At 66.0% G+C, this 10,432-nt stretch carries 14 protein-coding genes and 1 tRNA gene; 8 read left to right on the forward strand and 7 right to left on the reverse strand.

What is annotated here, in order from left to right:
- Nucleotides 1–862 (reverse strand): aspartate carbamoyltransferase catalytic subunit (locus tag E8A12_RS08295; RefSeq protein ID WP_293367537.1); only part of this gene is annotated, 862 nt, incomplete at its 3' end.
- Nucleotides 863–966: 104 nt separating this feature from the next.
- Between E8A12_RS08295 and E8A12_RS08300 the strand changes: the two genes are divergently transcribed.
- Entirely contained in the window at nucleotides 967–1,476 is a 510-nt protein-coding gene (locus tag E8A12_RS08300) for a DUF1993 domain-containing protein (RefSeq protein WP_293367539.1), read from the forward strand.
- On the opposite strand, the gene ruvX is transcribed toward E8A12_RS08300, so the two are convergent.
- Nucleotides 1,473–1,940 (reverse strand): Holliday junction resolvase RuvX, encoded by a 468-nt coding sequence (gene ruvX, locus E8A12_RS08305; protein WP_293367541.1) that lies wholly within the window; start codon nucleotides 1,938–1,940, stop codon nucleotides 1,473–1,475. The genes E8A12_RS08300 and ruvX overlap by 4 nt on opposite strands.
- A 70-nt stretch (nucleotides 1,941–2,010) precedes the next feature.
- Here ruvX and gatC point away from each other — a divergent pair, with 70 nt between their 5' ends.
- Genes gatC through E8A12_RS08320 form a run of 3 tightly spaced genes read left to right on the forward strand, consistent with a single transcriptional unit; the run spans nucleotide 2,011 to nucleotide 4,362 of the window.
- Entirely contained in the window at nucleotides 2,011–2,298 is a 288-nt protein-coding gene (gene gatC, locus E8A12_RS08310; protein WP_293367543.1) for an Asp-tRNA(Asn)/Glu-tRNA(Gln) amidotransferase subunit GatC, read from the forward strand.
- Nucleotides 2,299–3,771, forward strand: a complete 1,473-nt coding sequence (gene gatA / locus E8A12_RS08315; protein WP_293367545.1) for an Asp-tRNA(Asn)/Glu-tRNA(Gln) amidotransferase subunit GatA — start codon at nucleotides 2,299–2,301, stop codon at nucleotides 3,769–3,771. It abuts the gene before it with no gap.
- A 54-nt stretch (nucleotides 3,772–3,825) separates the two neighbouring features.
- A complete protein-coding gene (locus tag E8A12_RS08320) occupies nucleotides 3,826–4,362 on the forward strand; it encodes a TlpA disulfide reductase family protein (RefSeq protein ID WP_293367547.1) in 537 nt (178 codons plus the stop codon).
- 56 nt (nucleotides 4,363–4,418) lie between these two features.
- On the opposite strand, the gene E8A12_RS08325 is transcribed toward E8A12_RS08320, so the two are convergent.
- Complete coding sequence (locus E8A12_RS08325) at nucleotides 4,419–4,721, reverse strand: hypothetical protein (protein ID WP_293367549.1); 303 nt, start codon at nucleotides 4,719–4,721, stop codon at nucleotides 4,419–4,421.
- Between the two features lie 279 nt (nucleotides 4,722–5,000).
- Here E8A12_RS08325 and gatB point away from each other — a divergent pair, with 279 nt between their 5' ends.
- On the forward strand, nucleotides 5,001–6,494 hold the full coding sequence (gene gatB / locus E8A12_RS08330) for an Asp-tRNA(Asn)/Glu-tRNA(Gln) amidotransferase subunit GatB (protein ID WP_293367551.1): 1,494 nt from the start codon (nucleotides 5,001–5,003) through the stop codon (nucleotides 6,492–6,494).
- Nucleotides 6,495–6,582: 88 nt separating this feature from the next.
- Here the strand turns inward: gatB and E8A12_RS08335 are convergent, their stop codons facing one another.
- The gene (locus E8A12_RS08335; RefSeq protein WP_293367553.1) at nucleotides 6,583–7,101 is read right to left on the reverse strand and encodes an RcnB family protein; all 519 of its coding nucleotides are present in this window, start codon (nucleotides 7,099–7,101) and stop codon (nucleotides 6,583–6,585) included.
- Nucleotides 7,102–7,396: 295 nt separating this feature from the next.
- Between E8A12_RS08335 and E8A12_RS08340 the strand changes: the two genes are divergently transcribed.
- The 3 genes from E8A12_RS08340 to E8A12_RS08350 all read left to right on the forward strand — a co-directional run bounded on the left by E8A12_RS08340 (nucleotide 7,397) and on the right by E8A12_RS08350 (nucleotide 9,074).
- Nucleotides 7,397–7,669: a sel1 repeat family protein gene (locus tag E8A12_RS08340; RefSeq protein WP_293367555.1), complete on the forward strand. Its 273-nt coding sequence runs from the start codon at nucleotides 7,397–7,399 to the stop codon at nucleotides 7,667–7,669.
- A 221-nt stretch (nucleotides 7,670–7,890) separates the two neighbouring features.
- Nucleotides 7,891–8,877, forward strand: a complete 987-nt coding sequence (locus E8A12_RS08345; protein ID WP_293367557.1) for a PEPxxWA-CTERM sorting domain-containing protein — start codon at nucleotides 7,891–7,893, stop codon at nucleotides 8,875–8,877.
- 107 nt (nucleotides 8,878–8,984) lie between these two features.
- A tRNA-Ser gene (locus E8A12_RS08350) sits at nucleotides 8,985–9,074 on the forward strand.
- 122 nt (nucleotides 9,075–9,196) lie between these two features.
- On the opposite strand, the gene E8A12_RS08355 is transcribed toward E8A12_RS08350, so the two are convergent.
- The 3 genes from E8A12_RS08355 to E8A12_RS08365 form a co-directional block, all read right to left on the reverse strand.
- On the reverse strand, nucleotides 9,197–9,577 hold the full coding sequence (locus E8A12_RS08355; RefSeq protein WP_293367559.1) for a hypothetical protein: 381 nt from the start codon (nucleotides 9,575–9,577) through the stop codon (nucleotides 9,197–9,199).
- 29 nt (nucleotides 9,578–9,606) lie between these two features.
- The gene (locus tag E8A12_RS08360) at nucleotides 9,607–9,798 is read right to left on the reverse strand and encodes a hypothetical protein (RefSeq protein ID WP_293367561.1); all 192 of its coding nucleotides are present in this window, start codon (nucleotides 9,796–9,798) and stop codon (nucleotides 9,607–9,609) included.
- An 88-nt stretch (nucleotides 9,799–9,886) separates the two neighbouring features.
- The gene (locus tag E8A12_RS08365) at nucleotides 9,887–10,138 is read right to left on the reverse strand and encodes a hypothetical protein (protein WP_293367563.1); all 252 of its coding nucleotides are present in this window, start codon (nucleotides 10,136–10,138) and stop codon (nucleotides 9,887–9,889) included.
- Between the last annotated feature and the right edge of the window lie 294 nt (nucleotides 10,139–10,432).

Below are 10,432 nucleotides of genomic sequence, written 5' to 3' on the forward strand. Positions count from 1 at the left end.
CGATCTCGACCCCGCGGTTCATCGGGCCCGGGTGCATCACCCGCACATGCGGCGCGGCGAAGGCCAGCTTTTCGCGGTCGAGGCCGAAGAAGCGGAAATATTCGCGTTGCGACGGCGCCATGACCCCATCCATGCGCTCCAGCTGCAGGCGCAGCATCATCACCACGTCGCAGCCGGCGACGCCCTCGCGCATGTCGTGGAAGATGGCCACGTTCCAGCGGTCGGCCTGCGGCGGCATCAGCGTCGGCGGCCCCACCAGCCGCACCTCCGCGCCCAGCATCTGCAGCAGGGCGACGTTGGAGCGCGCGACGCGGGAATGGGCCACGTCCCCGCAGATCGCCACCTTCAGCCCCGCGATCCGCCCGAAGGCGCGGCGCATGGAGAGCGCATCCAGCAGCGCCTGGGTCGGGTGCTCGTGCTGGCCATCGCCGGCGTTGATCACCGAGCAGGAGACCTTCTGCGACAGCAGGGACGCCGCGCCGGACGAGGAATGGCGCACCACCAGCAGGTCCGGCTGCATGGCGTTCAGCGTCACCGCCGTGTCGATCAGGGTCTCGCCCTTGGCGATGGAGGAGGAGCGGGGGCTCATGTTGACGACGTCGGCGCCCAGTCGCTTGCCGGCCAGTTCGAACGAGCTCTGGGTGCGCGTCGAGTTCTCGAAGAACAGGTTCATCAGCGTCCTGCCCTTGAGCAGGTCGAGCTTCTTCGAGGTCTGCCGGTTCAGGCTGACGAATCCGTCGGCCAGATCGAGGAGGTTGGCCACCTCGACCTCGTTCAGGTCCGTGCTGGATAGGAAATGCCGCTTCGGGAAGGAGAAGGTCCGTTGCAGGACCTCGTTCAGACCAGGCGGCGTCGTAGTCATTAAAGGGGCGTCTTAGGCGGCTTTGATCGGTGAGGGAAGCGCCCCTTTGCCGACTCTCTCCCGGCCGGCTAGGACAAGCTCGCCTCAAGCCTAGGAATCGCCCCGTGACCGTCAGCCTGTTCACCTTCGTCGACCTGTTCTCTCGGCAGCTCACCACTCTCGACAGCCTGCTCGGCAAGGGCGCGGAGCACGCCAAGGCAATCGGCGTCTCGGAAACCGAGATGCTCGACTGGCGACTGATCGACGATATGGCGCCCCTGCGCTTTCAGGCGATGGTGGTCTGCAACTTCTCTCGCCAATGGACCGCGCGGGTGGCGAGCTTGCCGGTTCCCGAGGCCATCGCGGACACCTTGGACCTGGCCGGCTTCAAGGCCGCCATCGCCGAGGCCAAGGCCTATCTCGCCGCACTGACGCCCGAGCAGTTCGCCGGCCGCGATGACGCCCCGCTTACCGTGGAGATCGGCAACGGCATGACGCCGACCCTGCCGGCGTCGCAGTGGCTCACCGTGTTTGCGACCACCAATCTCTATTTCCACCTTTCGACCGCTTACGGGATCCTGCGCGCCAAGGGTGTCCAGATCGGCAAGATCGACCTGTTCGCTGGCGGCCTCTAGGCGTTCCGTAGCCGGTCCAGGGCGCCTTGCAGGATCCAGCCGGCGGCGGCCTTGTCGACCACCTCGGCGCGCCGGGCGCGGTTCATGTCGGCCTCGTCGATCAGCATGCGGTTGATGGCCATGGAGCTCATCCGCTCGTCCCAGAAGGCGATGGGGATGTCCTTCAGGCGCAAGATGTTGCGCGCGAAGGCGCGGCTCGACTGGCAGCGCGGCCCTTCGGTCCCGTCCATGTTCACCGGCAGGCCGATGACGATGCCGGCGGCTCCGCGGCTCTCCATCAGCTTGAACAGAGCCTTGGCGTCGTCGGTGAACTTCACCTTGCGGATCAGCTCCAGCGGGCTCGCCACAATGCGCGTGGCGTCGGAGACCGCCACCCCGATGGTCTTCTCGCCCAGATCGAGCCCCACCAGGGGTGCGTAAGCCGGTAGCGCGGCGGGGAGTTCGAGGAGGTCGAGGACGGCCATCGGCCACCCATAGCTTGCAATAGGCGCCCTCGCACGGCTAACCCACGCCCTCAAGTTCATGGAGGGCCCGATGGCCATCGACGCGGCGACCGTACGCAAGGTCGCGAGGCTCGCGAGGATCGCCGAGCCGGAGGAGAAGCTGGAGGGTCTGGCCAAGGAGCTGAACGGCATCATGGCCTGGATCGAGCAGCTGAACGAGGTCGACACCGATGGCGTCGAGCCGATGGCCTCTGCGGTCCATGTGCCGCTGCCGATGCGCGACGACGTGGTCACCGACGGCGGCGATCCTGAGGTGGTGCTGTCCAACTCGCCCAAACGGGCGGGGAATTTCTACGTTGTGCCCAAGGTGGTCGAATAGATGTCCGACCTGACGTCCCTCACTTTGAAGGCCGCGCTGGACGGCCTCAACGACAAGTCCTTCTCCTCGGTGGAGATCACCCAGGCGCACGTGGAGGCCGTGGAGGCCGCCCGCGCGCTGAACGCCTATGTGCTGGAGACCCCGGACAAGGCCATCGAGATGGCCAAGGCCTCGGACGCGCGCCGCGCCTCCGGGAACGCCGGACCGCTGGACGGCGCGCCGCTCGGGATCAAGGACCTCTTCTGCACGAAGGGCGTTCGCTCGACCGCCGGCTCGAAGATCATCGGCGAGTTCGTGCCGACCTATGAAAGCACGGTCACCTCGAACCTGTGGCGCGACGGCGCGGTGATGCTCGGCAAGCTGAACCTGGACGAGTTCGCCATGGGCTCGTCCAACGAAACCTCGGCCTGGGGCCCGGTGGTCAACCCGTGGCGGGCGCAGGGCGGCAACACCAAGCTGACCCCTGGCGGTTCGTCTGGGGGCTCGGCAGCGGCGGTGGCGGCGCAGCTTTGCCTGGGCGCCACGGCCACCGACACCGGCGGATCGATCCGCCAGCCGGCGTCGTTCACCGGCACGGTCGGCATCAAGCCGACCTACGGCCGCTGCTCGCGCTGGGGGATCGTGGCCTTTGCGTCGTCGCTGGACCAGGCCGGGCCGATGGCGCGGACGGTCGAGGACACCGCGATCCTGCTCACTTCCATGGCCGGCCACGACCCGAAGGATTCCACGAGCCTTCCCGTTGAAACACCTGATTTCGCGAGCTTTGTCGGAAAATCGGTCAAGGGCTTGAGGATTGGCGTGCCCAAGGAATACCGCGTCGACAACATGCCGGCCGAGATCGATGCGCTCTGGGAACAGGGCATCGCCTGGCTGAAGGACGCCGGCTGCGAGATCGTCGAGGTGAGCCTGCCGCACACCAAGTACGCGCTGCCCGCCTATTACATCGTGGCGCCGGCCGAGGCCTCCTCGAACCTCGCCCGCTACGACGGCATGCGCTACGGCCTGCGCGTCGAGGGCGCCAACCTGACCGACACCTATGAGAAGTCCCGCGCCGAGGGTTTCGGCGCCGAGGTGAAGCGCCGCATCCTGATCGGCACCTATGTGCTCTCGGCGGGCTACTACGACGCCTATTACGTCAAGGCGCTGAAGGTCCGCCGCCGGATCGCCGACGACTTCGACCAGGCTTTCGAGAAGGTCGATGCGCTTCTGACGCCCACCGCGCCCAGCGCGGCTTTCGGCCTGGGCGACCGGTCGGACGATCCGGTGGCCATGTACCTCAACGACATCTTCACGGTGACGGTGAACCTGGCGGGCCTGCCGGGCATGAGCATTCCCGCCGGTCTCGACGCCTCGGGCCTGCCGCTCGGCCTGCAACTGATCGGCCGGGCCCTCGACGAGGGGACGCTGTTCTCGCTCGGCGGGGCGCTGGAAAAGGCCGCCAACTTCCAGGCTAAACCTGCGAAGTGGTGGTAGGCTGCGACCGCGCGTCCCCTGGCGGGGCGCGTGCCGGGGGGCATTGATCGCGCCATGAAATCTTGGAAAATCGGTAGCTTAGCCGCAAGCCTCATTGTGCTGGCAGGCGCCGCGGCCGCCGCCGCTGCGCCGCCGGCTGACGAGGTGGGAAAGCCCGCCAAACCCTACACGATCCATCTGCTGGACAAGTCCCAGGTCAGCTCCATGGACCTGAAGGGCAAGGTGGTGGTGATCAACCGCTGGGCGACCTGGTGCACGCCCTGCAAGGCCGAGATGGTCACCTTCGAGAACTACCTCCGGACACATCCCGGCGCGGACCTGAAGATCTACGCGGTCACCACCGAACTCGACTTCCCGGCCCGCAAGCTGCAGCCGCTGCAAGGCATCCTGCACTATCCGCTCGGGACGAGCGTCTCGGGCTTCGCGTATGGGATCAAGGGCGCGGTCCCGACCAGCTACGTCATCGACCGGTCGGGCATCGTGCGTTTCGCCGCAGCGGGCGCGTTCGACGACAATAGCTTCGACGCCCTGATCACGCCGCTGCTGAGGGAGTCGGCACCCGACACCGCGCCACAGACCGCAGCCAAATAAAAGACCCCCCGCCGTGAGGCGAGGGGTCCTTCGAGCTCAGCCGTTGGACGGCGGTGTTACTTGCCCGACGCCTTGTCGAGGTCGGCCTGGATTTGCTTCAGCTTGGCGTCGTCGATGGCGCCTTGGCTCATCGGAGCCACCTGGGCCAAGGTCATGTCCTTGATCTGGTCCATGTACTGTTCGATCCCGGGGACGTCCTTCTGCAGGACGGCTTTGCCCTTGTCGTCGGCCCAGATGGCCCCGATGGTCGACTTGTCGACCGTCATCGGGCCGCCGGCCGGCGCCGGGGTTTGCGCGAACGCAGGAATGGCGGCGAGGGTCGCGAGGGCGGCAAGGCCCGCAACGAGCTTGGTCTTCATGGCTTGTGGGTCCTTCCCCAATGGTGTTGTCCGCGAAGCATGAGTGCGACTGCGGGGCGCCGCGCAACTAGTGAGGCGATAGCGCGGCAATTTGGCTCGCCCAGAAAAGGGGCGAGATTACGAACGTTGCTCGTTTATTGCAGCTTGTCGAGATCGGGCTCCCAGCCTCTTCGTCCGTCGGAAATTGATGGCCTCATTTGCCGCGGCGCGCAAGGTGACGCTTGAGTCATCCTTGCCGCTGGCCTTCCGCTTTGCGGCGGGCGGCGCTAGGGAAACGCCATGAGCGAGAAGAGCAAACTGATCGAAGGCCGCACCGGCCCCTGGGAAATCGTCCTTGGCCTGGAGGTGCACGCCCAGGTCGCCTCCAACGCCAAGCTGTTCTCCGGCGCGGCTGTGGGCGCCGGCGCGGGCCCCAACACCCAGGTCAGTCTGGTGGACGCGGCCCTGCCCGGCATGCTGCCGGTGATCAACCGCCACTGCGTCGAGCAGGCGGTGAAGACCGGTCTTGGCCTCAAGGCGCAAATCAACCTGAAGAGCCACTTCGACCGGAAGAACTACTTCTATCCCGACCTGCCGCAGGGCTATCAGATCAGCCAGTACAAGCACCCGATCGTGGGCGAGGGCGAGGTCATCGTCGAGCACGACGACGGCTCGACCTTCACCGTGCGCATCGAGCGCCTGCACCTGGAGCAGGACGCCGCGAAGTTGCTTCACGACCAGGACCCCAACGCCACCTACGTCGATCTGAATCGGGCCGGCACCGCGCTGATGGAGATCGTCTCCATGCCAGACATGCGCACCTCGGAGGAGGCCGCGGCCTATGTGAAGAAGCTGCGGACCATCCTGATCTACCTGGGCACCTGCGACGGCGACATGGAGAAGGGCAACCTGCGCGCCGACGTGAACGTCTCGGTCTGCCGCCCCGGAGACTACGAGAAGTTCCGCGCGACCGGCAGCTTCAGCCACCTCGGCACGCGCTGCGAGATCAAGAACGTCAATTCCTACCGATACATCCAGGCGGCCATCGAATATGAGGCCCGCCGCCAGATCGAGATCCTGGAGGACGGCGGCAAGATCGACCAGGAGACCCGTCTGTTCGACCCGACCAAGGGCGAGACGCGCTCCATGCGCTCCAAGGAAGAGGCGCACGACTATCGCTACTTCCCCGATCCGGATCTGCTGCCGCTGGAACTTGACCCGGCGTGGGTGAAGGCCATCGAGGCCACCCTGCCGGAGCTGCCAGACGCCAAGAAGGCGCGCCTGCAAGCGCAGTACGGCCTCACCGCCTACGACGCCCAGGTGCTGATCACCGAACAGGCGCGGGCCGACTTCTATGAGGCCGCCGCCAAGGGCCGCGACGCCAAGCTCACCGCCAACTGGGTCACCAACGACCTGGCCGCGCGCCTCACCGCCGCGGGCCTCGACATCGAGGACAGCCCCATCAGCCCGGCGGCCATCGCCGAGCTGGTCCAGCTGATCGAAGAGGGCGTGATCTCCTCGAAGATCGCCAAGGACGTCTTCGAACGCATGTGGGCGGGCGAGGGCGCGGCGGGCGAGATCGTCGAGAAGCAGGGTCTGAGACAGGTCTCCGACACCGGCGCCCTGGAAGAGATCATCGACAAGCTGATCGCCGACAATCCCGGACAGGCCGCCCAGGTGAAGGAAAAGCCCCAGGCCATCGGCTGGTTCGTCGGTCAGGTAATGAAGGAGACCGGCGGCAAGGCCAATCCGGGCGTCATCAACCAGATGCTGAAGGCCAAACTCGGCGGCTGAGCCGCCTCAGGCAATTCCGCGGCCGCTCCGGGCGGCCGTTACACCGGGCCCTGCAGGTGATCGCGAACAACAACTAGCGCCGGCAGCCCTAGTAAGGCACGACGTCGAAGACCTGGCCGGTGGACTGCGAGACCAGCGCCATGCCGCGGGCGGTGCGCACCCACGAATAGCCGCGCGGCGCCGGGCGCAGACGGAAGCGGCCCGGATCCTGGATAACCTCGCCTCCAGCCCGGGGACCCAGATAGCCGCCGCGCCCCGCCGCGCCGCCGCCATAGGCGGGCGGAGCCGCGTAGACACGCGGATCGTAGCGCGGATCGGCGCGGTAGCCGTAGCGCGGGTTCATCCTGGGATCGGCCTGTGGCGCGGCCTGCGGATAGCTCCTGGGATCGTAGCCAGACCCGCCGCCGCTGCGGTACTCCTCGCCGCGATAGGCCTGCTGGCCTTGCGCCGGCGCCTGGCGGCCTTGCGCCCAGCGCGGCGCCTCTCCGCGGGCAGGGGCCTGCTCGCGGCGGACTTCACGGCGATCCTTGCCCATGGCCGAGCCGGCCGCCGCCAGGGGTCCGGCGGCGATCGCGACAGCGGCCAGGAGCGCGATCAGGCGGCGCATTTCGCCAGTTATCCTCAACAACGCGTCCCCCGACCCCATAGCCAGTATGGGGCCAATGCTTACAATGTCAGGCACGCCTGAACTGCGCCTGAACGGGTTCAGCCGGTTCTCTGCGCAGCTCGCCCCGCCGGCCGATGGCCGAACGTGCGACCTTTTAACATTTGTGGCCAGATGAAGGACTGACAACAGCGGCCTTAACCATGTGTTCAGCGCGCGCCTGCTTCCATGCCCCTCGATAAGGCCGAACAGAGGTATCCAGAACGGATGCCAGCCGGTCAAAACAGGGACAAAGGTCATGCTTGCTCAAATGCAAGTCGCCAACGAAGGGCTCCCGCTGCCGGGTGCGGAAGCCACAGGCGACGAACTTTTCCGTCTGGGCCTGCTCTATTCGACGGGCCAGGGCGGCGCGCCGCTCGATTACGTGTCGGCGCACATGCTGTTCAACCTGGCCGCCATGCGCGGCTCGATGGAAGCCAAGATCTACCGCAAGGAGCTCTCGGAAGAGATGGCCTCCGATGAAGTGGCCGAGGCGCAGCGCCAGGCCCGCGAGTGGCTCGCCCACGGCTGAGGCGAAGGCCACGGCCGGCCGGCGGGCTCGCCAGGGCCGCCTGGACGGGTGGCGCGCGGCCTCAGCCCGGCGCGCCCAATCGGGACGGCTTCGCCGCTTCGCCCCACCTGCGAGGTTTTCAACCCCCAGGTGAGACCGCTTGCAGAAGCGTAACCCGTTACGCCAATGTGACGCTTGGGCGGTTTCGTCAGGCTTGCCCGGTATCGTGAGGGCGAGCAAAAATGAATCTGCGTTTTGGACTTTTGGCGGCGGCCGCGCTTGGCCTGTCGGCCTTCGGCGTTTCCACGCCCGCGGCGGCGCAGGCCTACGGGTCGGCGGCCTTCGGAACCTATCGCGACTGCACCGCGGCCGGCGCCGGCGTCTGCGACGGCAGCACGCTGGATCAGGTCATTGTCGGGAGCGCCATCTCGGGGGGAACCTCGTCGACGTCCAACACCACCCTGACCCTGACCGGGCAGACCATCGTCAACCTGTTCAACCAGACCGTGACCCTGCCCAACGACCCCACCGCCTCGGTGACCGGGCTCGTCAGCTTCGGCGCCTCCGACCTGCCGGTGCTGAACGCCTCCTCCGCATCCGGCGCGAGCGAGCGGATGGGCATCAACGCGTTCGGCTATCAGAGCTACACCAACACCGGCAGCGTCGCGACGCCGTTCCAGATCAGCGGCGACCTGCACATCGACAGCTTCGACGGCACGGACGGCGGGACCTTGCCCGGCGGGGCGATCGCCACGAGCTACCTGGCAGTGTGGGATCCTTCGATCATCACCGACCTGGGGACACCAGACGCCCAAACCCTGTTCGACAGCGTGTTCCTGGCCGGCTGCGGCCAGTCGGGGGTGCTGTCGGCGGTCAACGGCGGCGGTAACCTGGTAAACGGGGTGACTTCGCCTTCGCCGACCATCAGCACGACCACCGGCTCCTGCTCCGGCTCGACCGAGACCGCGGGGCCCCTGATGCTCGCGCCCGGGCAGACTGTGCTGGTGGTGGCTGGCCTGCAGCTTCTCACCAACCGCGGCGGCGACATCGACGCCCTGCACACCTTCTCGACGGAGTTCACCCCGGACGCCGGCGTGGACGTGGCCGAGCTGCGCTCGGGGGAATCCATCCTGGGCGTGCCGGAGCCGGCCTCGTGGGCCATGCTGATCGTGGGTTTCTTTGGCCTGGGCAGTCTCATTCGCCGCCGCAACGCCGCGCTAGCCGTCTAGGCAGAACCGCCGCCGTCGGCTAGAAACCGCGCTCCTGCCGCGGGCCCATCGATCCGGGTCCGCCGCGGGGCGACGGCGCCAGGAGGAATCCTGAGCGTTTTCAGCAAGGTGACGTGGCCGAGTGGCTGAAGGCAACGGTTTGCTAAATCGTCATACCTGAAAGGGTATCGAGGGTTCGAATCCCTCCGTCACCGCCATTCCTTCTAAAAACATCAATAACTTCAATAGATTATATTTTCTCGCAAACGCTACCCACACATCGCCCCCCATCTGATGGTGGCTGGAAGGGGCTTGAAATGGGACCTCCAGGCTAGACGAATTAATTTTCGGCGCGGCGCGCCTCGAACGCCGCCGCTTCGGCCTTGGTCGCTGGGTTGTCGCGATAATTGGCGGCCCAATAGATCGGGACTTTGAACGTCACCCTGTGGGTTTGCTCGGCTTTGGCTGAACTCGATCCCTCGGCAGTTCCTCCCAAGCTTGCGCTGATCTTGGCCACCGAGGCGACGTTGATCTCACCGCCGAGCTTCCCGTCTCCACCAGCCTTCTTTTCTTCGGCCTCGCTAACGACCACCGACACGTCAAACTCAATGTAGTTTTTCTCGCCGACGTGTTCGCCGTTGAGGCTCACCGGCACTATGGCAACGAGATCACGGGCTTTCAGGCTTCCGCCATGCACGCCCTCGGCGATCTCGTAGAGCATGTCCTGAATGAATTCGCTGAGGCGCATTGTCAGAACGTGACGGTGATAGGCCGGCGTCTCGGCGCGAGCCTGAGAACGCCCGCCTTGTAGGTCTGTTGGCGCCACATTTTCCGTTTGGGATCATATTCGCTGACCGCGATGTCCTCGCCGTTGCTGTTCATAACGGTCATTGGTGAAGAGCGGCCAATGACGGTAACGAGGTCACCTTGCTTGAAGCTCATTTTGAGGCCTCCACTACCGGCGAACGGATCAAGAACTCTGATCTGATTCGGTTCTGGCCAGGACTGGGCAAACCTTAGACCCGCGCAGCTACGTCGGTCGCTTCTCCAGCTCCTGCGCCCGCCGATCGATCTCCTCGGCCGTGGCGTCGTAGCCCAGTTCCTCGGCGGCCTGCGCCAGCTGTGTGATCATCCGCTCCCACCTGAGGGCCTCTCCCGGGGTGAGCGTGGCCATGTACGCCAGGCCAAATCGCTCGACGAAGCTCTCGACCTCCGGGTCGGTGCTCTCGACGGCGCGGCGGAGGCGGGCGAAGGCGGTGCTGGCGGGTTGAGGATCGGTCATAGGCGCAACAACATACTGGACCTAGTTGACTGGCGGAGCCGTGCGCCCGAGCTTGCGGCTCGATGGCGGAAGTCAACCTGACAGCAGACGAACTAGAGGGGTGGTTGAAGCCGCGCGCCGCGCTCACCTTGGTTCAGGGAGTGCACCCAAACATCGGCGTTGCCGCAAACCTTATCCATGAGCGCCTACGAGGGGGATTGATAATCGCCGCCGCGAAATCAGTCGCCTGGGGCGATCAGGGAGTGTCAAGGCAGCTGGCTATGATATCGCCGAAATATTGGGCGCACCTAACGG

Origin of the sequence: Phenylobacterium sp. (genome assembly GCF_004799395.1) — a bacterium.
Taxonomy (GTDB): Bacteria; Pseudomonadota; Alphaproteobacteria; order Caulobacterales; family Caulobacteraceae; genus Phenylobacterium.

Coding starts and splice junctions, on each gene's coding strand:
- E8A12_RS08320 (WP_293367547.1), top strand. CDS start 3,826: ATGAAATCTTGGAAAATCGGTAGCTTAGCCGCAAGCCTCATTGTGCTG.
- E8A12_RS08345 (WP_293367557.1), top strand. CDS start 7,891: ATGAATCTGCGTTTTGGACTTTTGGCGGCGGCCGCGCTTGGCCTGTCG.
- ruvX (WP_293367541.1), bottom strand. CDS start 1,940: ATGGCCGTCCTCGACCTCCTCGAACTCCCCGCCGCGCTACCGGCTTAC.
- E8A12_RS08365 (WP_293367563.1), bottom strand. CDS start 10,138: ATGACCGATCCTCAACCCGCCAGCACCGCCTTCGCCCGCCTCCGCCGC.
- E8A12_RS08335 (WP_293367553.1), bottom strand. CDS start 7,101: ATGCGCCGCCTGATCGCGCTCCTGGCCGCTGTCGCGATCGCCGCCGGA.
- gatA (WP_293367545.1), top strand. CDS start 2,299: ATGTCCGACCTGACGTCCCTCACTTTGAAGGCCGCGCTGGACGGCCTC.
- E8A12_RS08360 (WP_293367561.1), bottom strand. CDS start 9,798: ATGAGCTTCAAGCAAGGTGACCTCGTTACCGTCATTGGCCGCTCTTCA.
- E8A12_RS08325 (WP_293367549.1), bottom strand. CDS start 4,721: ATGAAGACCAAGCTCGTTGCGGGCCTTGCCGCCCTCGCGACCCTCGCC.
- E8A12_RS08355 (WP_293367559.1), bottom strand. CDS start 9,577: ATGCTCTACGAGATCGCCGAGGGCGTGCATGGCGGAAGCCTGAAAGCC.
- gatC (WP_293367543.1), top strand. CDS start 2,011: ATGGCCATCGACGCGGCGACCGTACGCAAGGTCGCGAGGCTCGCGAGG.
- E8A12_RS08340 (WP_293367555.1), top strand. CDS start 7,397: ATGCTTGCTCAAATGCAAGTCGCCAACGAAGGGCTCCCGCTGCCGGGT.
- gatB (WP_293367551.1), top strand. CDS start 5,001: ATGAGCGAGAAGAGCAAACTGATCGAAGGCCGCACCGGCCCCTGGGAA.